This is a genomic window from Hydrogenophaga pseudoflava (assembly GCF_004353865.1).
Classification (GTDB): Bacteria; Pseudomonadota; Gammaproteobacteria; order Burkholderiales; family Burkholderiaceae_C; genus Hydrogenophaga; species Hydrogenophaga pseudoflava.
The window spans coordinates 106,088-130,215 of sequence record NZ_CP037867.1 but is presented as its reverse complement, the minus strand read 5'-3'; the positions used below and the strand labels follow the sequence as shown (position 1 = coordinate 130,215).

At 69.4% G+C, this 24,128-nt stretch carries 24 protein-coding genes; 17 read left to right on the top strand and 7 right to left on the bottom strand.

What is annotated here, in order from left to right:
- Nucleotides 1-12: 12 nt before the first annotated feature.
- Together HPF_RS00595 and speB are read right to left on the bottom strand one after the other, a co-directional pair.
- Complete coding sequence (locus tag HPF_RS00595) at nt 13-1,326, bottom strand: NAD(P)/FAD-dependent oxidoreductase (protein WP_133155433.1); 1,314 nt, start codon at nt 1,324-1,326, stop codon at nt 13-15.
- A 2-nt stretch (nt 1,327-1,328) separates the two neighbouring features.
- Nucleotides 1,329-2,246, bottom strand: a complete 918-nt coding sequence (speB, locus tag HPF_RS00590; protein ID WP_133155432.1) for an agmatinase — start codon at nt 2,244-2,246, stop codon at nt 1,329-1,331.
- A gap of 177 nt (nt 2,247-2,423) precedes the next feature.
- Here speB and gstA point away from each other — a divergent pair, with 177 nt between their 5' ends.
- Nucleotides 2,424-3,035: a glutathione transferase GstA gene (gene gstA / locus HPF_RS00585; protein ID WP_066152115.1), complete on the top strand. Its 612-nt coding sequence runs from the start codon at nt 2,424-2,426 to the stop codon at nt 3,033-3,035.
- A 3-nt stretch (nt 3,036-3,038) separates the two neighbouring features.
- On the opposite strand, the gene HPF_RS00580 is transcribed toward gstA, so the two are convergent.
- The gene (locus tag HPF_RS00580) at nt 3,039-4,256 is read right to left on the bottom strand and encodes a YbfB/YjiJ family MFS transporter (RefSeq protein ID WP_079366367.1); all 1,218 of its coding nucleotides are present in this window, start codon (nt 4,254-4,256) and stop codon (nt 3,039-3,041) included.
- Between the two features lie 150 nt (nt 4,257-4,406).
- Entirely contained in the window at nt 4,407-5,000 is a 594-nt protein-coding gene (locus HPF_RS00575) for a hemerythrin domain-containing protein (RefSeq protein ID WP_066152108.1), read from the bottom strand.
- Nucleotides 5,001-5,220: 220 nt separating this feature from the next.
- On the opposite strand from HPF_RS00575, the gene HPF_RS00570 reads away from it, so the two are divergent.
- Together HPF_RS00570 and HPF_RS00565 are read left to right on the top strand one after the other, a co-directional pair.
- On the top strand, nt 5,221-5,649 hold the full coding sequence (locus HPF_RS00570; RefSeq protein WP_165961636.1) for a lysozyme inhibitor LprI family protein: 429 nt from the start codon (nt 5,221-5,223) through the stop codon (nt 5,647-5,649).
- A gap of 44 nt (nt 5,650-5,693) precedes the next feature.
- Nucleotides 5,694-7,118, top strand: a complete 1,425-nt coding sequence (locus tag HPF_RS00565; RefSeq protein WP_133155430.1) for a peptidoglycan-binding domain-containing protein — start codon at nt 5,694-5,696, stop codon at nt 7,116-7,118.
- 18 nt (nt 7,119-7,136) lie between these two features.
- On the opposite strand, the gene HPF_RS00560 is transcribed toward HPF_RS00565, so the two are convergent.
- Nucleotides 7,137-9,419 (bottom strand): heavy metal translocating P-type ATPase, encoded by a 2,283-nt coding sequence (locus HPF_RS00560; protein WP_133155429.1) that lies wholly within the window; start codon nt 9,417-9,419, stop codon nt 7,137-7,139.
- Between the two features lie 126 nt (nt 9,420-9,545).
- Between HPF_RS00560 and HPF_RS00555 the strand changes: the two genes are divergently transcribed.
- The 6 genes from HPF_RS00555 (at nt 9,546) to HPF_RS00530 (ending at nt 16,165) form a co-directional block, all read left to right on the top strand.
- Nucleotides 9,546-9,746 (top strand): heavy-metal-associated domain-containing protein, encoded by a 201-nt coding sequence (locus HPF_RS00555; protein ID WP_079366363.1) that lies wholly within the window; start codon nt 9,546-9,548, stop codon nt 9,744-9,746.
- Nucleotides 9,743-10,204, top strand: coding sequence for a MerR family DNA-binding protein (locus tag HPF_RS00550; protein WP_066152094.1), 462 nt, complete (start codon nt 9,743-9,745; stop codon nt 10,202-10,204). Before HPF_RS00555 ends, HPF_RS00550 begins: the two co-directional genes overlap by 4 nt.
- 165 nt (nt 10,205-10,369) lie before the next feature.
- Complete coding sequence (locus HPF_RS00545) at nt 10,370-10,999, top strand: Spy/CpxP family protein refolding chaperone (RefSeq protein ID WP_165961635.1); 630 nt, start codon at nt 10,370-10,372, stop codon at nt 10,997-10,999.
- A 123-nt stretch (nt 11,000-11,122) separates the two neighbouring features.
- A complete protein-coding gene (ubiM, locus tag HPF_RS00540; protein WP_133155427.1) occupies nt 11,123-12,331 on the top strand; it encodes a 5-demethoxyubiquinol-8 5-hydroxylase UbiM in 1,209 nt (402 codons plus the stop codon).
- 221 nt (nt 12,332-12,552) lie between these two features.
- Complete coding sequence (locus tag HPF_RS00535; protein WP_066152086.1) at nt 12,553-13,479, top strand: histone deacetylase family protein; 927 nt, start codon at nt 12,553-12,555, stop codon at nt 13,477-13,479.
- A gap of 7 nt (nt 13,480-13,486) precedes the next feature.
- On the top strand, nt 13,487-16,165 hold the full coding sequence (locus HPF_RS00530; protein ID WP_079366359.1) for a bifunctional acetate--CoA ligase family protein/GNAT family N-acetyltransferase: 2,679 nt from the start codon (nt 13,487-13,489) through the stop codon (nt 16,163-16,165).
- Nucleotides 16,166-16,470: 305 nt separating this feature from the next.
- Here the strand turns inward: HPF_RS00530 and HPF_RS00525 are convergent, their stop codons facing one another.
- Complete coding sequence (locus HPF_RS00525; RefSeq protein WP_207959274.1) at nt 16,471-17,418, bottom strand: prenyltransferase; 948 nt, start codon at nt 17,416-17,418, stop codon at nt 16,471-16,473.
- A 120-nt stretch (nt 17,419-17,538) separates the two neighbouring features.
- Between HPF_RS00525 and minC the strand changes: the two genes are divergently transcribed.
- The 8 genes from minC to infA all read left to right on the top strand — a co-directional run bounded on the left by minC (nt 17,539) and on the right by infA (nt 23,237).
- Nucleotides 17,539-18,327, top strand: coding sequence for a septum site-determining protein MinC (minC, locus tag HPF_RS00520; protein WP_133155426.1), 789 nt, complete (start codon nt 17,539-17,541; stop codon nt 18,325-18,327).
- 18 nt (nt 18,328-18,345) lie between these two features.
- A complete protein-coding gene (gene minD / locus HPF_RS00515) occupies nt 18,346-19,161 on the top strand; it encodes a septum site-determining protein MinD (protein WP_066152075.1) in 816 nt (271 codons plus the stop codon).
- A gap of 2 nt (nt 19,162-19,163) precedes the next feature.
- Nucleotides 19,164-19,424: a cell division topological specificity factor MinE gene (gene minE, locus HPF_RS00510; RefSeq protein WP_066152072.1), complete on the top strand. Its 261-nt coding sequence runs from the start codon at nt 19,164-19,166 to the stop codon at nt 19,422-19,424.
- A gap of 18 nt (nt 19,425-19,442) precedes the next feature.
- A complete protein-coding gene (locus HPF_RS00505; protein WP_133155425.1) occupies nt 19,443-19,883 on the top strand; it encodes an acyl-CoA thioesterase in 441 nt (146 codons plus the stop codon).
- 46 nt (nt 19,884-19,929) lie between these two features.
- Nucleotides 19,930-21,420: a M48 family metalloprotease gene (locus HPF_RS00500; protein WP_133155424.1), complete on the top strand. Its 1,491-nt coding sequence runs from the start codon at nt 19,930-19,932 to the stop codon at nt 21,418-21,420.
- A gap of 18 nt (nt 21,421-21,438) precedes the next feature.
- The gene (locus HPF_RS00495) at nt 21,439-22,299 is read left to right on the top strand and encodes a hypothetical protein (RefSeq protein ID WP_133155423.1); all 861 of its coding nucleotides are present in this window, start codon (nt 21,439-21,441) and stop codon (nt 22,297-22,299) included.
- A 366-nt stretch (nt 22,300-22,665) separates the two neighbouring features.
- Entirely contained in the window at nt 22,666-22,950 is a 285-nt protein-coding gene (locus HPF_RS23810; protein ID WP_241559585.1) for a hypothetical protein, read from the top strand.
- Nucleotides 22,951-22,982: 32 nt separating this feature from the next.
- The gene (infA, locus tag HPF_RS00485) at nt 22,983-23,237 is read left to right on the top strand and encodes a translation initiation factor IF-1 (protein ID WP_066152059.1); all 255 of its coding nucleotides are present in this window, start codon (nt 22,983-22,985) and stop codon (nt 23,235-23,237) included.
- 25 nt (nt 23,238-23,262) lie between these two features.
- Here infA and HPF_RS00480 read toward each other — a convergent pair whose 3' ends face one another.
- Complete coding sequence (locus HPF_RS00480) at nt 23,263-24,063, bottom strand: SDR family NAD(P)-dependent oxidoreductase (RefSeq protein WP_133155422.1); 801 nt, start codon at nt 24,061-24,063, stop codon at nt 23,263-23,265.
- Between the last annotated feature and the right edge of the window lie 65 nt (nt 24,064-24,128).

Genomic DNA, 24,128 nt, shown 5'->3' with positions numbered 1-24,128 from the left:
GCCGCCGGCGCATCAGCCGATCACGTCCTTCATCCGGTGCCAGAGCATGCCCAGCGCCAGCGTGGGCGTGCGCAGCAGCGGGCCGCCGGGAAACGCGTGGTGCTTCAGGCGGGCGAACAGGTCGAAGCGGCCGGCCTGCCCCGCCACCGCTTCGGCGACCATCTGGCCGGCCAGGCCGGTGAGCGCCACACCGTGCCCGCTGAAGCCCTGCAGGTAGTAGAGGTTGTCGCCCAGCCGCCCGAAGTCGGGCGCGCGGTTCATGCTGATGTCGACGAAGCCACCCCAGACGTACTCGACCGGCACGCTCTTCAGCTCCGGGAACACCACGCCCATGCGCCGCGCCATCACGCCCTGGAGGTCCGGCGGCGTCATGGTGGTGTAGCTCACGCGGCCTCCGAACAGCATGCGGTGGTCGGCGCTGAAGCGGAAGTAGTCGAGCACGAAGTTGTTGTCGCAGACAGCCGCGCGGCCGGGGATCAGGCGCTCGCACAGCGCCGGGTCCAGCGGCGCGGTGCCGACGATGTAGGTGCCCACCGGCATGATGCGCGGCGCGATCTCGGGCGCCACGCGCGGGCCGTATTCCGGCAGCATGCAGTTGCCCGCCAGCACGCCAAAGCGCGCCGTCACCTGGCCTCGGGCGGTGCGCGCCACCAGCGTGCGGCCGCGGTCCAGCCCCGTCACGGGCGAGTGCTCGTGGATGCGCACGCCCGCCGCCCGCGCCGCCTGGGCCAGGCCCAGCGCGTACTTGAGCGGGTGCAGGTGGCCCGAGGTGTTTTCGCGGAAGGCCGCCACGTAGCGCGGGCTGCGGATGAAGCGCGCCACGTCCGCGCCCTCGGCCCAGTCGCAGGCCACGCCGCGCCGGCTGTGGTCCTCGAATTCTTCGTGCAGGGCCCGCGCCTTCTTTGGCGAATCGGCGACGTAGGTGTAGCCGCGCCGCCAGTCGCAATCGATGCCGTGCGCCGCGATGCGCTGCTCGATCAGTTCCACCGCCTCCACCGACAGGTCCCAGGCGCGCTGCGCGTCCGCCGCGCCCAGCTGCGCCTCGAACGGTCCCTGGCCGCTGGCGTAGCCGACGATGGCCTGGCCACCGTTGCGGCCGCTGGCGCCCGAGCCGATGCGGTCGGCCTCCAGCAGCACCACGCTCAACCCCTTCTGCCGCAACCCCAGCGCCGCCGACAGCCCGGCGAACCCGCCGCCCACCACCACCACGTCGGCCTCGACCGCCCCTTCCAGCGGCGCACAGGCCGCCGGCCGGACCACGCTGGCCTCGTAGTAGCTCTTCTGGTTGAGCTGGGTGTCGGAGCCGGTGAGAGATCGCGCGAACATGGTCAACGTTTTGCGACCTGGCCGCAGAGGTAGCTCCACACGAAGGTGGCGGCCGCGTTGGTGGTGAGTTCGGCGTGGTCGTAGGCCGGCGCGACCTCGACGCAGTCCATGCCCACCCAGTTCAGCCCCGTCAGCTCCTCGATGAAGGTCAGCACCTGGGCGCTGGTCAGGCCACCCGGTTCGGGCGTGCCGGTGCCGGGCGCGAAGGCCGGGTCCAGCACGTCGATGTCCAGCGTGAGGTAACAGGGCCGGTCGCCGATGCGCTCGCGGATCGCTGCCAGCACGGGACCCAGCGCCGCGCCGTCCAGACCACGCAGCGCCCGCGCCGTGAAGATCTGCCCGCCCTGGTCGGCCACGTACTCGCGCGCGGCACGCACGCCGGCCGATCGGATGCCGATCTGCACCGTGTGTTCGGCGCTGATCAGGCCCTCCTGGATCGCCTCATAGGTCCAGGTGCCGTGGCCCGAAGGCTCGCCGAAGTGGTCCGTCCAGGTGTCGCAGTGGGCGTCGAAGTGCACGCAGGCCAGGGCCTCGCCGTGGCGCGCCTTGGCGGCGCGCAGCAGCGACAGCGTGACCGAGTGGTCGCCGCCGAGGAACACGCAGTGGTGCTTCGCCATCAGCTCGGCCGCCTGCCGCTCGATATGCGTGCGCACCTCGGGCAGCGGCGAGGCGTTGGGCAGGCGCATGTCCAGCGCGTCGCCCAGCAGCTCCAGCGGCGAGACGTCGAACACCGGGTGGATGCCGTCGCACAGCATCAGGCTGGCGGCGCGGATCGCCTGCGGCCCGAAGCGCGCGCCGGGGCGGTTGGTCACCACGCCGTCGTAGGGCACCCCAGAGATGGCGAAGGGCTGGTCCGCCAGCGGTTCGCAGGCGAGGAAGCGGTTGGTGTTGACGGCGAAGGCGAATTGACCGGTGGCCATGGCTTGAAGGAAGTGGCGGGCGGCAGGAGCCCAAGTGGCCCGAAAGATATCGCAAACCAATCAACTTGACAGAGCCATTTGTAGGCCTGCGCGTCGGGCCAGGCCCGCGCCCTGCAGAAATTCCGGCGGCCCGATAGCATCACCCGCTTTCGTCGTTCATCCCCCAAGGAGACTCCCATGCTCAAGCTCTACTACTCGCCCGGCGCCTGCTCGCTCTCGCCCCACATCGTGCTGCACGAGTCCGGCCTGCCCTTCGAGGCCATCCCGGCCCCGACCAAGACCCACCAGCTGCCCGACGGCACCGACTACTACACCATCAACCCGCTGGGCTATGTGCCGCTGCTGGTGATGGCCGACGGCGAGAAGCTGCGCGAAGGCCCGGTCATCGTCCAGTACATCGCCGACCAGGCGCCCGAGAAGAACCTCGCCCCGGCCTACGGCACCCTGGGCCGCTACCGCCTGATGGAGTGGCTGACCTTCATCGGCACCGAGCTGCACAAGAGCTTCTCGCCCCTGTTCAACCCGGCCATGCCCGCCGAAGCCAAGCAGTCCTTCAAGGACCGCCTGGAGCAGCGCCTGGCCTGGGTCGACGGCGAGCTGGCCGGCAAGCAATACCTGCTGGGTGACGCCTTCAGCGTGGCCGACGCCTACCTGTTCACCGTCACCAACTGGGCCGCCTTCGTCGGCGTGGACATCAGCGGCCTGGCCAACCTGAATGCCTACCGCGCACGCGTCGGCGCGCGCCCTGCCGTGCAGGCAGCCCTCAAGGCCGAGGGTCTGGCCAAATAAACCTCAGAGGGCACGCTGTCGCAAGGCCAGCAGTGCGCCCAGCCACAGCGCGCCGGCCGAGAACACCAGGCCGCGCGCCAGGCCGCCGGGGCCGTCGGCGATGAAACCCACCACCGTGGGGCCAACGATCTGCCCGGCTGCGAAGGTCACGGTGAACGCGCTGATGCCGGCCGCCCACTGCGTCGGCGGCAGGTTGTGGCGCACCAGGGCGGTGGTGCTGGCCACCACCGACAGGAACACCGCGCCGAACAGCAGGCCCGAGGCCAGCAGCAGCGGCCAGGCGGTGGTCAGCGCCGGCACGATGGCGGCCACCCCCAGCAGCGCGTTCAGGCGCGCCAGCGGCTGGCCGTCGCGGTGGCGGTCCAGCAGGCCGGCCCAGATGCGCGAGGACGCGATCACCGCCAGGCCCAGCAGCGCGTAGAAGGTGGACACCGCCGCCGCGCTGGCGCCCTGCTCGCGCAGCAGCGCGATCACGAAAGTCATGTAGCCGATGTAGCCGATGCCGAAGCCCATGTAACCCAGCAGGCCGAAGGCAAAGTCGCGCCAGCGGAAGGGGCGCAGCGACACCGTGGACCCGGCGGCACCGCTGGCGGCCTGCGGCGGCGTGGCCTCCAGCCGGTCCAGCACGCGGGCCGGCCAGACCATCAGCGCCGTGGCGCCCGCGCACAGCAGCGCCATCGCCCACCAGCCCCAGGACCAGGCGTGCGGCCGTCCCTGCGCCATGTCCAGCACCAGCGGCACCCCCAGCGCCGACAGCGCGATGCCGATGCCCGTGCCCCCGTAGTACAGGCCCAGCAGCAGGCCGCTGCGCTGTGGCTGCCGCGTCCCCAGCCGCGCCGCCAGCAGGCCACCGGTGCTGAACACCAGGCCGCTGGCCACACCCGCCAGCAGCCGCTGCAGCAGCAGCGCCGCGGCACTGGTGAAAAAGCCGCTGGCCGCCATGAACAGCGTGGCCAGCACGGCCCCGACCACGAACAGCCGGCTGGGCGACGTGCGCTGCAGCAGCCGGGCCATGGCCATCGCGCCGAGCAGGTAGCCCACGGCGTTGGCCGTGTTCATCGACCCGGCCAGCGCATAGCTCCAGCCCAGGTCCTCGCGCATCGGTGGCAGCAGCAGCCCGTAGGCAAAGCGTGTGATGCCCAGCGACACCGCCGCACCGAGCGAGAGCGCCAGGGCCAGGCGCCCGTAGGGAATGGGGTCGTGCGGCGAGGAAAGGGGCATCCGCCCATTGTGGCGCGTCAAGGCAACCGCGACCCGCGCAGCGGCGGAGCGTGGGGGCCAAGGAATCCAGCGCCGGGCCGCCCCAAGCTGGATTCGCGCCCCCCTGGGGGGCAGCGACCCACGCCAGTGGCGGAGCGTGGGGGACCTCCTTCAGCCGCCGAGACCGACCGGCGCCGGCGCCTTCATCACGATGCGGGTAAACAGGCGGTCGAACTGCGGGTCGCGCGGAATGCGGCCGTTCAGCGGGTCCTGGTTGGTCGCGAAGGCGGCGTTCAGCGCGTGCCAGTCGGTTTCGGTGAGGTGGCGCTCGGCCTCCGGCAGGATCACGGTCTCTTCCAGCCGCATGTGCTCCAGATAGAAGTCGACATAGCGCGTGACCTCGTCGACGAAGGCCGCCCGGCGCCCGTCGCCCAGCAGCTCCCAGGCCACCAGCATGTGCATGAGTTCGCGGACCCGGGGCTCGCCGCGCAGGTGGTCGCGCTCGAGCTGGTCGATGGTGGCCATGGTGTGCGGTGCGGCCTTGACCACGCGCGGGAACAGCAGGTCCGACTCCTTGGGGTGGTGGTGCCGCTCGGGGAACTCGTCGATGTAGAACAGCATCGCGCGCAGCACATCGAAAAAGCGACCGGAATCGTCCAGACCGTTGACCTCGGGCCCGCGCCGCACCAGCTGCATCAGCGACTGCAGCATGGCTGCCAGGGTGGCGTGTTCTTCGCGAATGACGCGCAGGGCTTCGTGGGTCATGGGTGTTGTCTCCGGCTGTGCATAGCCGACCGTCCGGTCGGCGAATGGTTCCCCGAATATGGCGGAACCGGGTGCCAGGGGGTTTGATACATGTCAAGCCTCGCGGGGCGGCACCCGCCGAAGGGGGTGGGTCTTACAAGTCGTTGCATACCAAAGTGCTAGCATTTTTGGGGTTCCCGGGCCTTGCCTGGTTCTGTCCACCGCTGTCACACCACCCACCATGAAACCCATCCGAATCGCCCTCCTCGCCCTGTCCCTGGGCGCCGCCAGCTGCGCCACCACCGCCAGCGAAACCCCGGAAGCCCCGCCCCCGCTCGGGCAGCTGGAAAGCAAGACCTACCTGGACTGTATGAAGAAGGCCAACGGGCGGTTGGAGCAGGCGCCGTGCATCCAGAACGAAAAGGCATGGCAGCTCAAGCAGCTGAATCTGCTCTACAAGCAACTGGCGGGCAAGCTCAGCGAGGAGCAGCGCAAGTCCCTGGTGACATCTCAGGCCGCATGGGCCACCTTCCTGGACAACGAGCGAGGCTTCGCCACGTCGGTCTACTACCCGCAGGGCGGCAGTTCGGATCTGTCCGTCTCGACGAACGAGATCCGGTGGATCGCACAGCGCCGGCAGCAGCTGCAACTGCATCTTGATCTGAACTGACCCCAGAACACCAACGTCAGGCAGAGCTCGCAGGGAGGAACAACATGGCATACATCGATATCAACGACCCGATCCAGCGCAGTGGCGCCGTCTATTTCGTCGTCGGTCGGGGGACAGAGGGCGGCAACAGCTCCTACCGGCTGAGCGTGGCTGGCGTCACTCCGAGCCAGTGGGGCGACATCTCAAAGGTCGCCGACAACAGCGGCTACTCCATCGGCACCATCCAGGTCGATCTCGGGCAGCGCGGCACCTGGCCGCTGGGCTCGATAGAGAGCCGGACGCTCAAGGCGGGCGAAACCACGTACGTCGATGCCGTGATTGCAGAAGCGGCCGCCTACGCCAAAGCCAACAAGCACCCGTTTCCGGACAACGCGGCCGGGCTGTCCACGCTGCGCCAGGACCTGCTCAGCCATGGCAACGGCGAGGGAAATAACCCGTCGATCCGGTTCATCTCCGCCGAACACCGGGACACCATCAACGTCTGGGCCAGCTCGCCAGAAGGACAGCAGTGGATTCACAGACACATTGACTTTCCACAGGTCCAGGCCATTGCAGACGACGCCAAGGACGCACTGGATCGCCATGGCGCCCGCATTCCCGATGACCGCAAGCTGGAAGTGATGTGTGTGCTGGCGAAGGCAGAGAACCAGCGCCCCAAGACCTACAACAAGCTCGTCGCAGCCCTGCGAGACGGTGCAGACTACGAACGCTTCATGCAAGCGGTGGACCAGCAGAAAGCGGCCGTGAGCTACTTCGCAGGGCCCAAAGCCGGCGAACTCGCCCGCCAGTACCAGGAGAACTTCCAGAAGCCCGGCAACGCGCTGGCGATGGAAGCCGCGCACCGCCAGGTCGCCAGCGACCGCTACCGCCCTTCCGAGGAGCGCAACATCCCCGAGATCCAGACCGCCCTCGCCGCCTACCGGCGCGATGTCAACGACCCCTCGGTGCTCGACCGCGGGGACCAGGGCAACGAGGTCCGGCTGCTGCAGCAAGCCTTGCAGCGCAACGGCAAGTCCCTCAAGGACGACAGCGATTTCGGCGCGGGCACCGAGCGCCTGCTCACCGAGTTCCAGCGCGAGAACCGGCTGGCCCCGACCGGCTTTGGCGACCACCCCACCCTGCAGGCGCTGGGCATTGCGCCGGCGCTGGACGCCACCAGCTCGGCCTCCCTGCAGCGCATGGTCGACGGCCTGCGCACGGATGGCCGGTTCAGCGACGCCCAGATCGACCGCATCGCCGAGTCGTCGCACCACTACCTGCTGGAGCACCGCGCCGCCCTGGGCGAGGTCACCCGCGTCCAGCTGCGCAACGACGGGCAGAAGATCCTGTTCCAGAACGGCTTCAGCCAGATGCGCGAACTGGACACCCGGCAGGCGCTCGACGGCTACCTGCCTGCGCGACCCCTGGTCGAGGCACCAGCCGCGTCCAGCCCGGTGGCCGAACGCACGGCCGAAGCCATGCGGCAGTGACCCGCGGCCAACGCGGCCTCAGCGCCCGGGCTTCCAGCGCTTGAGCAGCAGCGCGTTGCTCACCACGCTGACCGAGCTGAGCGCCATCGCCGCGCCGGCCAGCACCGGGCTCAGGTAGCCCAGCGCCGCCAGCGGGATGCCGGCCGCGTTGTAGGCGAAGGCCCAGAACAGGTTCTGCCGGATCTTGCTCACCGTGCGGCGCGAGATGTCCAGCGCCGCCGGGACCATCGCCGGGTCGCCGCGCATCAGGGTGATGCCGGCCGCGTGCATGGCCACGTCGGACCCGCCTTCGCGGCTGCCCATGGCGATGCCCACGTCGGCGGCGGCCAGGGCCGGGGCGTCGTTGACGCCATCGCCCACCATGGCCACGGTGTGTGTGTGACCGGCCCCCGCTTCTTCGCGCAGGCGTTTGACGATATCCGCCTTGTCGCCCGGCAGCACCTCGGCGATCACCGCACCGCCGTCCACGTCCATGCCCAGCCGCCGCGCCATGGCCTCGGCCGCGCCGCGGTTGTCGCCCGAGACCATGTAGGTCTTCAACCCCTGGGCCTTGAGCGCCGCCAGCGCCCCGGCCGCACCGGGCTTGGGCTCGTCGCCGAAGGCCAGCAGGGCCAGGGCCGACCAGGGCTGGTCCTCGCCCGCACGGCTGGCCAGCAGCGACACCGTGGCGCCATCGGCCTGGTGCCGGTGCACCGACAGCGCCAGCGGCCCCAGCGGCACGCCCAGTTCGTCCATCCAGCGCAGGCTGCCCAGCGCCAGCGTCACGCCCTTGATCTGCCCCAGCGTGCCGCGGCCGGTCACCGCCTGCACCTCGCGGGCCCCGTCGGCCGCCACCACCAGGCCGCGCGCCGTGGCCGCCTCCAGCACCGCATGCGCCAGCGGGTGGGCACTCTGCGCCTGCAGCGCCGCCGCCGCGCCCAGCACCGCCTCCTCGTCGGCCCCGGACACCGCCTCGATCAGCAGCAGGCGCGGTTTTCCCACCGTCAGCGTGCCGGTCTTGTCGAAGGCCACGGTGTCCACCTTGTGCGCGATCTCCAGCGCCTGTGCGTCCTTGATCAGGATGCCGTGGCGCGCCGCCACGCCGGTGCCCGCCATGATGGCCGCGGGCGTCGCCAGGCCCAGCGCACAGGGGCAGGCGATCACCAGCACCGCCACCGCGTGCAGCAGGGCGTCCTCCATCGGCGCGCCGGTCCAGAGCCAGGCCGCCAGCGTGACCAGCGCGATCACCAGCACCACCGGCACGAACACCGCCGCCACCTGGTCCACCATGCGCTGCACCGGCGCCTTGCCGGCCTGCGCGTCCTGCACCAGGGCGATGATGTGGGCCAGCACGCTCTGCGCGCCCACCGCTTTCACCCGGATCTCGACCGACCCCTCGCCGTTGAGCGAGCCGCCGGTGATGCGGTCGCCTGGGCGCTTGGCCACCGGCATTGCCTCGCCGGTCAGCATGGATTCGTCGGCCTGGGTCTCGCCCAGCAGCAACTCGCCGTCGGCCGGAAAACGTTCGCCGGGCAGCACGCGCACGATGTCGCCCGCCAGCAGTTCGTCCACCGGCACATCGCTCATCTCGGTGCGCCTGACGCCATCGGGCACCAGGTGGGCCCTTTCCGGCCGCAGCGCGTGCAGCGCGCGAATCGCGTCGGTGGTCTGGCGCTTGGCGCGCGCCTCCAGCCACTTGCCCAGCAGCACCAGGGTGATCACCACCGCGCCGCCCTCGTAGTAGAGGTGCACCATCTCGCCAGGTTCGGCCTTGAACCACAGCCAGGTGGACAGCGCCCAGGCCGCCGTGGTGCCGATGGCCACCAGCAGCTCCATGTTGCCGGTCAGGGCCTTGAGCGCGTGCCAGCCGGCCTTGTAGAAGCGCGCGCCCAGCCAGAACTGCACCGGCGTCGCCAGCAGGAACTGGATCCAGGCCGGCAGCATCCAGTGTTTTCCGAACAGGTCGCCCACCATGGGCAGGGCCAGCGGCGCCGACAGCAATGCACCGATCACCACCGGCCAGAGGTCCAGCGGCAGGCCCCACAGACGCTCCTGTTCCACCTCGGGCGCGTCCATCGCGCGCGGCTCGTAGCCCGCGTCGCGCACCGCGCGCCGCATCAGTGCCGCGGCGTGGGTGGCGTCGCTGCCGCGGTAGACGATGCGCGCCGACTCGGTCGCCAGGTTCACCGTCGCCGCCTCCACGCCCGGGTGTTTGCGCAGGGCCTTCTCCACGCGCGAGACGCAGGAGGCGCAGGTCATGCCACCGATGCCCAGGTCGATCTGGCAGGTGTCGTCGTTCAATTCCATCGTGACTGAGTTCATGGGGTGAGCATAAGGTTTACCCCCATGGGAAGGTCAAGCCACAAGGTGTATCCACCGAGGCCACTTGACCTTGACACCATGTCAAGGTGCATCATTGCGCTGTTTTCAATCCACTGGAGCCACTCCATGAGCCAACAGACCTTCACCGTGCAGGGCATGACCTGCGGCCACTGCGAACGCGCCGTGCAGACGGCCATCAAGACCCTCGACCCGCAGGCCGAGGTCAGGATCGACCGCGCGCAGAACCTCGTCGAGGTGAACACCGCCCAGCCGCGCGAAGCGGTGGCGGCCGCCATCCGGGAAGAGGGATACCAGGTCGCCGCATGAAATCCGATCCGGCCGGCACTCCGGTCTCGGACAGCGACGCCGTTCAGGACGCGGCCATCCGCTGGCCGGTCAGCATCGGCACCGCCGCGCAGCTCTCGGGCATCTCGCCCAAGATGCTGCGCCACTACGAGTCGCTGGGCCTGCTGGGCGCGGTGGCGCGCACCGGCAGTAACTACCGCCAGTACAGCCTGGCCGACGTGCACACGCTGCGCTTCATCCGCCGCGCGCGCGACATGGGCTTCGGGCTGGATGCCATCACCGAGCTGGTCGGCCTGTGGCAAAACCGGCGGCGCAGCAGCGCCAGCGTCAAGCGCATTGCCCAGAAGCACCACGACGACCTGGCCCAGCGCATCGAGGCGCTGCAGGCCATGCAGCGCAGCCTGCACACCCTGCTGTGCCACTGCCCCGGCGACGAGCGGCCCGACTGCCCGATCCTGGACGACCTGGCCCATCCTTGACGAGGATCAAACCCCCTGCTCCCCAGCGCGCCGGTACTGGAACAAATCTTTACCGGACAGCATCACAAGGGCAGACAACGGTACACACGGGGGTATGACACTGAACCCATGGCACCCCGGCATCCCGCCCCGGTGTCCGCCCCCTCAACCTCAAGGAGCCTACGCATGAAACCCTTCGCCAAACGCAGCCTCGTCGTCGCCGCCATCCTCGCCGGCATCGCAGGCGTCTCGGCCACCGCCATCGCCCAGGGCATGGGCCAGCACCACGGCATGGACCCGCAGATGCACGCCCAGCACATGGGCCAGCGCGGCCAGGGGACCCAGGCCGGAGCCGACAGCAAGCAGTGGGAAGAGCGCCGCGCCCAGCGCCTGGAGCAGATGACCAAGCGCCACGCCGAGCACCAGGCGCAGCTCAAGTCGGCCCTGAAGATCACCGCCTCGCAGGAAGCCGCCTGGAACGCTTACGTCGCCGGCACCGTGCCGAACCCGCCGGCCGGCGCGCCCGGTATGGCCCGGGAAGACTGGAGCCAGCTGACCACGCCGCAGCGCCTGGACAAGATGCAGGCGCTGCGCGCCGAGCGCGATGCCGCGATGGCCAAGCGCATCGAGGCGGTCAAGACTTTCTACGCCGCGCTCACGCCCGAGCAGCAGAAGGTGTTCGACACCCAGGCCCACGGCGGTTTCCACCGCGCCGGCATGAAGGGTGAACACCGCATGGGCGGCAAAGGCGGCCACGGTGGCCACCGCGGCATGGGCGGCATGGGCTGCGACGGCCCCGGTGCCAAGGCCAGTTGATGCGTCACAGCCTTCATTGAACGGTTCTCCTCAGCCCTCACAGCCCCGGTTCGCCGGGGCTTTTTTGTGCCCGTTGACCTGAGTCAATCCCGTGGCCGTGGCACACACGTAAGCTGCCGCGCCATGGAACACGACCTCCTCATCGTGGGCGCCGGGCCGGCCGGCCTGAGCTTGGCCCGGGCGCTGCGCGGCAGCGGCCTGCGCACCACCCTGATCGAACAGAGCCCCCTCGAATCGCTGCAGAAACCCGCTTTTGACGGCCGCGAGATCGCGCTGACCCAGCACAGCGCCGAACAGCTGCGCCAGCTGGGCCTGTGGCCGCGGCTCGGCGACGAGAACATCGCGCCGCTGAAGGACGCGCTGGTGCTCGACGGCGGCTTTGGCAGGGCGCAGTCGCGCATGCGCATCGGCCACGACCTCAGCCCGAAGTCCGAGCTGGGCTTCCTGGTTGCCAACCACCACATCCGCCGCGCCGCCTTCGAGGCCGCGATGGGCGACGGCGAGGGGCCGGCGCCCCAGCTGCGCTGCGGCCAGCAGGTCACTGGCATCCAGACCGACGCCCAGTCGGCCCGCCTGACCCTGGCCAGCGGCGAGACCCTGTCGGCCCGTCTCATCGTGGCCGCCGACAGCCGCCACTCCAGCACCCGCCGTGCCATGGGCATCGCCGCCGACATGCACGACTACGGCCGCACCATGCTGGTCTGCAACATGACCCACGAGCGGCCGCACGAAGAGACCGCCTGGGAGTGGTTCGACCACGGCCAGACCCTGGCCCTGCTGCCGATGAACCCCGACCCGGTCAGCGGCCGTCCGCGTTCCTCGGTGGTGCTGACCCTGCCGCACCAGGCCATCCAGCCGCTGCTGGGCCTGGACGAGGCTGCCTTCGGTCTCGAAATGACGCGCCGTTTCGGCGGCCAGCTGGGCGACATGCGTCTGGTCAGCACGCGCCACGCCTACCCGCTGGTGGGGGTGTGGGCGCGGCGCTTCGTGGCTCAGCGCTTCGCCGTCGTGGGCGACGCCGCGGTCGGCATGCACCCGGTGACGGCGCACGGCTTCAATCTCGGCCTGCGCAGCATCGACACCCTGTCGAAGGCGCTGATCCAGGCCCACCAGAGCGGTCAGGACATCGCCTCACCGCAGCTGCTGGAGCGCTACCAGCTGGTCCACCAGCGCGCGGCGCGCGGCCTCTACATGGCCACCCACGCCGTGGCGACCCTCTACACGCGCGAACACGTGCCCGCACGCTGGCTGCGCCGCGGCATGGTGGAACTCGGGGAGCGTTTCACGCCGTTCAAACGGGCGGTCGCAGCCTCTCTCACCGGGCTCCGTTAACCCCCCCCGCGCCGCCTTCGGCGTCACCCCCCAGGGGGCAATGCGAGCGGCCTGGCGAAGCCAGTTCCGCCGCATTCTGGAAAGGGGCCAAGGGGTTCCTGCTTGTTCTGGTTGCGTTGCGTCAAGGCAGCCGTCAGGCTTCGGGTCTAGATTGACACAAGTCAATCTGCACGGGCGCGCAGTCGCCCGGCAGGCATCCGCCGCCCGAGGAGACCCGAACCATGCTGTCCGCCTTCATCAGCCACGCCGACTGCGCCCGCCACGACATGGGCGCGCACCACCCCGAGTGCCCGGAGCGCCTGGGTGCCATCAACGACCACCTGCTGGTCAAGGGGCTGCTGGACTACATGGTCCCCTACGACGCGCCGCTGGCCACCGAGGAACAGCTCGGCCGCGCCCACGCCTCGCTCTACGTCAAGGAAATCTTCGATGCCGCACCCACCGAAGGCCTGCGCGCGGTCGACCCCGACACCAACATGTGCCCCCACACCCTGCAGGCCGCGCTGCGCGCCGCCGGTGCGGCCGTGCAGGCCACCGACCTGGTGCTGGCCGGCGAAGCACCCACCGCCTTCTGCAACATCCGCCCGCCCGGCCACCACGCCGAACGCTCGGCCGCCATGGGCTTCTGCTTCTTCAACAACGTGGCCGTCGGCATCCGGCACGCGCTGGACGTGCACCACCTGGAGCGCGTGGCGCTGATCGACTTCGACGTGCACCACGGCAATGGCAGCGAAGACATCTTCCGCGGCGACGAGCGTGTGCTGATGTGCTCGATCTTCGAGAAGGGGCTCTACCCCTTCAACGGCGAGAACGCGACCGGCCCCAACATGGTCAACGTCGGCCTGCCCAGCCGCTCCGGCAGCGACGCCTTCCGCGCCGCGGTCACGGAGCACTGGCTTCCCGCGCTCGAGGCCTTCCGGCCCCAGCTGATCTACATCTCCGCCGGCTTCGACGCCCACCGCGAGGACGACATGGGCAACCTCGGCCTGGTCGAGGCCGACTACGCCTGGGTGACACAACAACTGATGAAAGTCGCCGAAAAACACTGCCACGGCCGTGTCATCTCCTGCCTCGAAGGTGGCTACGTGCTCAGCCCCCTGGCCCGCAGCGTGGCCGCACATGTCAGGGTCCTCATCGGGGCCGACTGAAAGAAATATGGACAAACACTACCTCACCCCCCTCTTCCAGCCCGAGTCCATCGCCGTCTTCGCCGGCAACCACGAAGACCCGGACAGCCAGATCGCCCACGCGCGCACCCTCTGCGCCGCGCTGACCGGCCAGCGCTTCTCGGGCACGCTGGTCTTCCTGGACATCCACACCAGCGGCACCCTGGCCGACCTGGCCCAGACCCGGGCCGACCTGGCCATCATCGCGCTGCCGCCGGCCGAGGCCCTGTCGGCGCTGGAAGTGGCCGGCCGCATCAAGTGCAAGGCCGCCCTGGTGGTGGGCAGCGGTGCCAACGCCGAGATCGCGGGCGAGATGCACCAGGTGGCGCGGCGCCACGGCATGCACCTGCTCGGCCCCAACAGCCTGGGCTTCCAGCGCCCGCGCAGCGGCCTGAACGCCAGCGTCGCCGGCCCGCTGGCGGCGGTCGGTCCGCTGGCCCTGGTGTCGCAGTCGGGCGCCCTGACCTCGTCCATCCTGGACTGGGCCACCCAGAACGGCGTCGGCTTCTCCACCGTGGTCTCATTGGGCCCCAAGACCTCGGTCGACATCGCCCAGGTGCTCGATTTCCTGGCGTCCGACGCACAAACGCACAGCATCGTCGTCTATCTTGAAGGCATCTCCAACGCGCGCCGCTTCATGAGCGCGCTGCGCGCCGCCGCCAACGCCAAGCCGGTGGTGGTGCTCAAGGCCGGCCGCAAGACCGCCGGCAACGAAGCCGCCCAGACTCACAGCGGTGCCATCGTCGGCAGCGACGACGTGTTCGACGCCGCCCTGCGCCGTGCGGGTGCGGTGCGGGTGCGCTCCTTCGTCGAACTGTTTTCGGCCGCCAAGTGCCTGGCCTCGCGCTACCGCCCGGTGGGCAAGCGGCTGGCCATCATCACCAACGGCGGCGGCCCCGGCGTGCTGGCGGCCGACTGGGTCAGCGAGATCGCGCTGCAGCTGGGCAAGCTCTCGCCCGAGACCATGGCCGAACTGAAGCCCAAGCTGCCCCCGCTGGCATCGCTGAGCGACCTGGTCGACCTGTCCGAAGAAGCCGTCGCCGAACACTACCTGGCCGCCCTCCACGCCGCCGGTCAGGACCGCTCGGTCGACGGCGTGCTGGTGGTGCACTCGCCCAAGGCCGGCGTCGACGCCACCGACGTGGCGCGCGTGATGGCCGAGGCCAAGGCGCGCATGAACAAGCCCCTGCTGTGCTGCTGGATGGGCGATGCGTCCGTCGGCGAGGCGCGCGAGGTGCTGGGCAAGGCCGCCATTCCAAGCTTCCGCACGCCCGAGGCAGCGGTGGGCGCCTTCGGCAACATCGCCAGCTTCTATCAGAACCAGCAGCTGCTGCAGCAGACGCCGCCGCCGCTCTCCACCCTGGCCAACCCCGACATCGAGGGCGCGCGCCTGATCATCGAGAACGTGCTGACCGAGCGCCGCAAGGTGCTGACGGAGATGGAGTCCAAGGCCCTGCTCTCGGCCTTCCACATCCCGGTCACCCAGACCATCCTGGCGCGCTCGCCCAACGAGGCCATGATGATCGCGACCCAGCTGGGCTACCCGGTGGCCCTCAAGATCGACTCGCCCGACATCAGCCACAAGAGCGACGTCAACGGTGTGGCGCTCAACGTGATGAACGCGACCGCGGTGCGCGACGTCTACAACACCATGATCCAGAGCGTGGCCAGGCTGCAGCCCGGCGCCCGGATCAACGGCGTGACGATCCAGAAGATGGCGCGCAGCAAGCGCGGCCGCGAGCTCTACATCGGCCTCAAGACCGACGACCCCTTCGGCCCGGTGATCGCCTTCGGCGCCGGCGGCACCATGATCGAGCTGATCGGCGACCAGGCCATGGAGCTGCCGCCGCTCAACCAGTTCCTGGCGCGCCGCCTGATCGAGCGCTCGCGCGTGGCCGACACCCTGGGCGAGTGGCGCGGCGCCACCGCGGTCGACATGGACGCGCTGGAACACGTGCTGCTGCGCGTCTCCGAGATGGTCTGCGAGCTGCCCCAGCTGCGCGAGATGGACATCAACCCCATCATCGTCGACGAGGACGGCGCGGTGGCGGTGGACGCCCGCATCGTGATCGAGAGCGCGCCGGCCACGGCGCGCAACTACGCCCACCTGGCCATCCTGCCCTACCCGGCGCGCTACGAGCAGGTCTGGCCGCTGCGCGGCGGCGGCGAGTACACCATCCGCCCGATCCACCCGGACGACGCCCAGATGCTGCAGGACCTGGTGCAGAACCTCTCGCCCGAGAGCCGTTACTACCGCTTCGTCTCCAGCATGACCGAGCTGCCGCCGTCCATGCTCTCGCGCCTGACCCTGATCGACTACGACCGCGAAATGGCCCTGGTGGCCATCCACCGCGAGCGCAAGGTCGCCGACGGGGGCGAGTTCGTCGAGACCGAGCGCGTCGTCGGTGTCTCGCGCTACATCACGAACCCGGACAAATCGAGTTGCGAGTTCTCGCTGGTGGTGGCCGACGACTTCAACGGCAAGGGCCTGGGATCGCGCCTGATGCTCAGCATCATGGAAGAGGCCCGGGACAAGGGGCTGGCCGAAATCGAGGGCCTGGTGCTGGCCAACAACCCCGGCATGCTCAAGCTCATGAAGGGCCTGGGCTTCCAGATCAAGCCCTTCGCGGAAGACCCGGACTTCAAGCTCGTCACCCACACACTCTGAACGGCCACCAGCGCGGCTGAACACCCGTCAAAAAGCGCCCCGGAACCCCTTCCGGCGGCGCTTTTTTTGTCCCTATCTTGTTTAACTATTCCAATATCTCTAATTCGTTGTAGTAGTAGAGGGCGGCTTCTGGTGTGGACAAGTCTGTTTTTCCTTTTGAAATCAAACCTCTGAAGGCCTTAAAACACTGTTCGAAAAGTTCTGACACTGTTCAGTCGAAAAAGGAACAACTTGGCGACAGCCGCTTCGATTGTGGATAACCATGGTGTTCTTAAAAAGTTATCAACAGAGTTGTTGAAAACTGCTCAGTGGTTCCAGCCCAGCCAGGCAAAACCAGCCGCCATGCCCAGGCCGTGCAGCAAGGTGGCCGCCACCGTCGCGGCCAGGGCCGGGCGCAGACGGACGGTCTGGTGCCGGTGGTGGAACAGCCAGCCCGAGGCGAACAACGACAGCGGCAGCGAGACCAGCCCCCCCAGCGCAGGCGCTGGCGGAATCAGCAGCCACACCGATGCCGCCAGCCACGCGTGTGCCCCGAGCGTGAGCGCGGTGTACAGCGCCCAGGCGCCGGTGGGGCCCAGCCGGACCGCCAGCGTGCGCTTGCCGACCCGGGCGTCGGCGGTGGCGTCCGGCACCCCGTTGATCAGCAGCAAGGCCGCCACCATGGCCGCGAAGTTCAGGGCCACGCTGGCCGGGATCACGAAGAACTGGCGCCGCTGGACGAAATCGGCACCCAGCACCACCAGGAACCAGGCCAGCGCCACGGTGAGTTCGCCCAGGCCACGCGACATCAGCTTCAGCGGCGGCGCCGAATAGGCCCAGACCAGCAGCAGGCCGGCCAGCCCCAGCCCGATCACACCGCCCCCCGCCTTCACCGCCAGCAGCAGGCCGCCGGGCACCAGCAGCAGCAACAGGGCCCTGGCCAGATCGGCGGTCTCGCGCTCGCTGGTTTCGCCGTTCTGGATCAGGCGCGAGCCGCCGGTGAAGGGAAAGAGGCCACCGGTGTTGCCGGCGTCGGCGCCGCTGCGCGCGTCGTGCAGGTCGTTGAGCACGTTGCCGGCGGCGTGCGCCATCACCGCCAGCGCCGTGGTGCCGATGGCCAGCGGGAGGTCCAGCCCGCAGCCGCAGGCCGAGGCGGTGGCGGTGCCCAGTGTGCAGGCCACCACGGTCAGCAGCAGGAAGGCCGGCCGGGTCATGCGCCACCAGAGTCCGGGGCGCCAGCCGGAAGAACCATGGGGGGTATCGCGCACGTCCATGGCGCGCAGTGTGCCCGACACATGTGGACACGCAGCGCCGCCAGTCCGCCGGTGGTCGGCTGGTAAACTGCCCGCCGACCTGGCCGGACCCTTTCCGGCCATCTGTTCACCGCCGGATTCATGTCCACTGTCCTCAGCGCCAGCGCCCCGACCAGTTTCGAAATCAAGAGCGCCCAGCTGCCGCTGGTGGCTTTGCTGCTCAAGACCGCCGACCTCGGCCAGCTGGCCGAGGAAATGACCCAGCGCTACGGCGACATCCCCGATTTCTTCGACCACGACCCGCTGCTGGTCGACCTGGGGCCGCTGCAGGCGGGCGAACAGGCCGACAGCCCGGTCGATTTCCCCGCGCTGGTCTCGCTGTTGCGCCGGTTCCGTCTGGAGCCGATGGCGGTGCGCGGTGGCAACGGCGCCCAGACCGCCGCCGCCGAGCTGGCCGGCCTGATGCCGGCCCAGGACGCCACCGTGCAGCGCAGCGCCGCCGCGCGCACGCCCGAGGCGCCCGTCCAGCAGGCCACCCCCGCCGCGCCGGCCCCGGTGTCGGCCCCTGTTCCCACCACACCGCCGAGCGCCCTGGTCATCGACAAGCCGCTGCGCTCCGGCCAGCAGGTTTATGCGAGGGGCCGCGACCTGGTCGTTCTGGCCATGGTCAACCCCGGTGCCGAGGTCATCGCCGACGGCCACATCCACGTCTACGCGCCGCTGCGCGGCAAGGCCATTGCCGGCGCGCGCGGCAACGCCGAGGCCCGCATCTTCGCGATGTCCATGGACCCCGAGCTGATTTCCATCGCTGGTATCTACCGCACCAGCGACACCCCGCTGCCGGCCGAGGTGCTCGGCAAACCCGGGCAGGTGCGCCTGGTCTCCGGCCCCGAGGGCGACAAGCTCGTCATCGAATCCCTGAATCCCTGAACCCGAGGAACCCTCACCATGACCAAGATCGTTGTCGTCACTTCCGGCAAAGGCGGCGTGGGCAAGACCACGACCAGCGCCAGCTTCGCCGCCGGCCTGGCCCTGCGCGGCCACAAGACCGCCGTCATCGACTTCGACGTCGGCCTGCGCAACCTCGACCTCATCATGGGTTGCGAACGGCGTGTGGTCTATGACCTGGTCAACGTCATCCACGGCGAGGCCAATCTGAACCAGGCCCTGATCAAGGACAAGACCTGCGACAACCTGTTCATCCTGGCCGCCAGCCAGACCCGCGACAAGGACGCCCTGACGCAGGAAGGCGTCGAGAAGGTGCTGAACGACCTGACCGGCATGGGTTTCGACTACATCGTCTGCGACTCGCCGGCCGGCATCGAGACCGGTGCCCTGCTGGCCATGCACTACGCCGACGAGGCCCTGGTGGTGACCAACCCCGAGGTGTCTTCCGTGCGCGACTCCGACCGCATTCTGGGCATGCTGGGCAGCAAGACCAAGCGCGCCATCGAGGGCAAGGAGCCGATCAAGGAACACCTGCTGATCACCCGTTACAACCCCAACCGCGTGGCCGACGGCCAGATGCTCAGCCTGGAGGACATCCAGGACATCCTGCGCATCCAGCTGATCGGCGTGATCCCCGAGAGCGAGAACGTGCTGCAGGCCTCCAACCAGGGCACGCCGGCGATCCACCTCAAGGGCACCGACGTGGCCGAGGCCTACAGCGACGTCATCGACCGCTTCCTGGGGGCGGACAAGCCGCTGCGCTTCATCGACGCCGAGAAGCCCGGCTTCTTCAAGCGCCTGTTCGGGAGCAAATGAGCATGTCCTTCCTCTCTTTTCTGCTGGGCGAGAAGAAGAAGACCGCCAGCGTCGCCAAGGAACGCCTGCAGATCATCCTGGCGCACGAGCGCGCCGGTCGCAACGCCTCCACGCCCGACTACCTGCCGGCCCTTCAGCGCGAGCTGGTGGCCGTGATCAGCAAGTACATCCAGATCAACCAGGACGACATCAAGGTCCACCTGGAGCGCCAGGACGACCTGGAGGTGCTGGAGGTCAAGATCGAGCTGCCGGACCGCAAGTGAAGACGGGCGGGTAGTCCCTTGAGCCGCTTCCAGTTCGACCTGCCCGGACACTTCGTCTTCTCGACCGAGATCCAGATCTACATCAGCCATGTGAACCAGGGCGGGCACCTGGACAACGCCCAGCTGCTGACCCTGGTGTCCGAGGCGCGGGTGCGCTTCTTCAAATCCCTTGGGTACAGAGAGTCCGACGTGGCGGGCTGTCCCATCGTGGTGGGCGACCTGGTGGCTCAGTACAAGTCCGAGGGCTTCCACGGCGAGACCATGCGGGTGCGCATGCTGCCGCAGGATTTCAGCCGCTGCGGCCTCGACCTGGCCTACTGCATGGACTGCGTGGACACCGGCCGCGAGGTCGCGCGCGGCAAGATCGGCATCGTCTTCATCGACCCCGCCACGCGCAAGCCGGCCGACGTGCCACCGGTTTTTCTGGCGCAGCTGCGCGCCCTCGCACCGCTGAGCTGACTATCATGGCTTCCATGGCGGCGAAGGCCGCGGACAGGAGCCCAGAATGCCGAGACTTCTCGCCAGCGCCCTGCTGCTGGCCGCGACCCTGCTGGCCGGCTGCGGCACCACCGTGGTCAACCCCGTCACCGGCCAGTCCGAGCGCACGGTCATGGACGAGCGCACCGAACTGGCCGAGGGCAAGAAGGCCCATGACGAGGTGCTCAAGGAGTATGGCGTCTACAAGGACGAGCGCCTGCAGGCCTATGTGAACGAGGTCGGCCAGAAGCTGGCGAAGCAGTCGCACCGCGCCAACATCCCCTGGACCTTCACCGTGCTCGACAGCCCGGAGATCAATGCCTTCGCGCTGCCCGGCGGCTACGTCTACATCACGCGCGGCATCCTGGCCTACATGGAAAGCGAGGCCGACATGGCCGGCGTGATCGGTCACGAGATCGGCCACGTCACCGCCCGACACGGTGCGCAGCGCGCAACGCGCCAGCAGACCGTGGGCCTGGGTGTGCTGGCCGCGACGGTGCTGGGCGCCGTGCTGGAGAGCAAGGTCGGGGTCTCGGGCGGCACCGAGATGTTCGGCCAGATGGCGCAGGGCGTGGCGGCCGGGTACGTCGCAAAGTACAGCCGCGAGCAGGAGCTGCAGGCCGACAGCTTGGGCGCCGAGTACCTGGCGCGCAGCAACTACGACCCGCGCAACATGATCGACGTGATCCGGGTGCTCAAGCTGCAGGAGGCCTTCGCCATCGAAGAGGCGCGCGCCGAAGGCCGCCCCGCGCCCGAGGGCGCCAACTGGCTGTCCTCCCACCCCAGCAACGACCAGCGCCTGCAGCAGATCAGCCAGAACGCCGCGAAGTACCATGGCAGCTACGCCTCCGACGGCGCGCAGCGCTTCCTGCAGGTGGTCCGGGGCATGCGCTTCGGCGAGAGCCCCGAACAGGGGCTGACGCGTGGCCAGAACTTCTACCACGCAGGGCTGGGCCTGGCGATGACGGCGCCGGCCGGCTGGCGCATCCAGAACGAGCCCGAGGCGCTGACCATTGTCGCACCGCAGGGCGACGCCGCACTGCGCATGGTCGCCATGCCGCCCCGGGCCGGCGGCACGCACGACGAGATCATCCGCAACGCCCTGCAACCCAGCGAGGGCAAGGTGACGCGCGGCCAGATCAACGGCTTTGCCGCGACCCATTTCGTCGGCGCCCGCAAGGCGCAGAACGGACAGTCCCAGGCAATCGAAGCCACCGTGGTCACCGGCCCGAAGAACAACAGCTACGTGATGCTCTACCTCGCGGCCGACGCCGCCGCGCGCAACCGTGCCATGCCCGGCCTGGTGTCGGCCGAGAAGTCCTTTCGCGCCATGACCGCGGCCGACCAGCAGGCCGCCCGGCCCTGGGTGGTGCAGACCGTGCCGCTGCCGCGCGGCGGCTTCACCGAACTGGCCCGCCAGTCGCCCCTGACCGAAAAGCGCCTGCAGCTGCTCAACGGCACCTGGGGGCGCAGCGACCCGCCGGTGGGACAGGTGGTCAAGACCGTGGTCGAACAGTGAGCGACCCTGGTGGCTGCGATGGCGACGCCCGACACAACTCCCGAACCCGACAACGGGCCGGACACCACGCCCGGCATCCCGCTTTCCCGGCCCGCGCCTTTGGCGCCGCCAACGCCGCACCAGGTATCCGACACCGCGTTCCGTCCGCCCGAGCGAGACGGCATGAGCGGCCTGACCATCGGGTTGCTGGCCGCGGTCGTGGTCCTGGGGCTGTATGTGCTGGTGAACTGGCCCTGGTCGCGACCTCCGGTGGCCGCCGCGGAGCCGGCAGCGGCGTCCGTCCCCGCCGCGCCCGCCGCTCCCTCAGTGGTCCCAAAACCCACGGTCACCGCTGCCGCTGGCCCGGCGCCCGCTGCCGAGCCACCACCCGCCGAGCCGTTGTCGGCGGTGCACCGCTGCGAAAACGCCAGCCAGGTGACCTACACCGACGGCCCCTGCCCGGCCGGCATGCGCGGCCACCCGGTCGACACCACGACCGCGCTGAACGTCGAGGGCGCGCAGGGCACGACGCTCTACCGCTGCCGCGGTGCCGGCCGGTTCTGGTCGGTGGTGCATTGCCAGCACCGCGGCGCCGAGATCGTCAGCATGCACACGGTGCCCGCGAACCTTTCGCTGGCCGAACAGATCGTGTTTGCCCGCAACCGGGAAGCCCTGGCCAGGCCCACCAAGGGGGTTGCGCCGCGGCCGACCGGTGTCGGCCCTGTCGCCCCCCCGAATGCTGCCCAGAAGAAGGCGGAAGATTGCAGGCGCCTGGACAACCTCGTGGCTGTGCTGGACGACTACGCGCGCCAGCCACTTCCGCCAAGGGAGCAGGACTCGGTCCGGCGCGACCGCAAGAAGGCGCGCGACGAACAGTTCCGCCTGCGCTGTGGCCGTTGAACCGGCCCCACTTGGCAATTTTTTCCACATCGTGGTACATTAGCGGCTTCGCCTTGGGCGACAGACCCGGTTGCAGCGCCCCTGGCGCGGCCCACCACCCCGGCAGAGGGTCGGTCTGTCCAGCCCCTCCAACGCGAGCCAAGCCCTCACCGCACCCAACGCGGTCCCCCGGCGAGGCACTTTTTCCCCGCTGCTCTCCCATGCCTCTGCCGAGGGCTGGTACCAGAAAGCCCCGATGCCGCTGAAGCGGTGCGGTGCTTCGGGTTGGCGCAGTCGGGCACCCCGGCACCCTGGGGCTGCCACCGTGTATGTCGGGCCTTGTCGGGCCGGCGGCCCAGCCGCAGGTCCTGCCCATAGAAGTTCTTGATGATCCAGACGTTTCCCGCGTCCGCGCCTGTGGTGCGGACCCCTTGTACCTCCGCCCCTCTGACCCTCGGGCGTTACCGCATCAGCGCCCGTCCGCGGGCCCTGGCGGACGGGCGCTTTGCCGCCCTCGTGTCCATCGCCAGCGGCACCGGCAGCGCCAGCACCGACCGCGTGATGCGCTTCACCGAAGATTTCGCCACCCACGAAGCCGCGGCAAGATACGCCATGGCCCAGGGCATCGACTGGGTGCGCGAGACCGCGCGCCCCGCGATCCGCACCAACTGATCCGAATCCCACGACTCCAGGAGAACCACACCATGGCCAAGGAAGAACTGATCGACATGATGGGCATCGTCAACGAGGTGCTGCCCGACACCCGTTTTCGCGTCACGCTGGACAACGGTCACCAGCTGATCGCCTACTCCGCCGGCAAGATGAAGAAGAACCACATCCGCATCCTGGCGGGTGACCGGGTCTCGCTCGAACTCTCGCCCTACGACCTGAGCAAGGGCCGCATCAACTTCCGCCACATCGAGGGCCGCGGCCCGATGGCGCCGCGCAAGCCGCGCTGATCGGCCCACCGCGGCATGGTCGGGTTCACATCCCCATGCCGCCGTCCACCGGCAGGCCCGCGCCGGTGATGAAACGCGCCGCGTCGGAACACAGGAACACCACCGCATCGGCCATGTCGGCCACCGTGCCCAGGCGCCCCAGCGGTGTCTGCGCGACGATGGCGCCGACCGCGGCCTCTGGCGTGGGGAACAGCCCGGCTGTCACCACGTCGGCGGCCAGTTTCATGCCCATGTCGGTCGGCACCAGACCCGGGTAGATGCAGTTCACCCGCACGCCGTAGCCCAGCTGGCCGGCTTCCATCGCAGCCACCCGCGTGAGCCGGTCCACCGCCGACTTGGTGGCCGAGTAGCCGGCGATCGCCGGGAAGGCGATGGTGGCCGCGACCGAGGCCACGTTGACCACGGCCCCTCCTTTCCCGGCCACGCCGCCCGGGCGCATGGCGCGGAATGCGTGCTTGAGGCCCAGCGCAGTGCCGACGATGTTCACGTCCAGCATGCGCCGCAGCGCATCGGCATCCAGCTCCGATACCAGCGCGGTCTCCTCGATCCCGGCGTTGTTGATCAGGATGTCGAAGCCGCCGAAGGTGGTGTGGACGGCATAGATCGCGGCGAGCCAGCCAGCCTCGTCGGTCACATCCAGCTGCACGAAGGCGGCCCGGCCGCCGGTGGCGCCGATCGACCGGGCCGTCTCGCGGCCCGTGTCTTCAAGAATGTCGCCGATCATCACGGCCGCGCCGGCCGCGGCGAGGGCCTGCGCCATGCCGGCGCCCAAGCCACGGGCACCCCCGGTGACCAGGGCGGTGCGGCCTTGCAAGAGAGAGCTCATGGGTGTTTCTCCGGTGGGGGACGGCCCGCCAGGGCGATCCGGGCCCACCATTGTCGGCAGCGCCG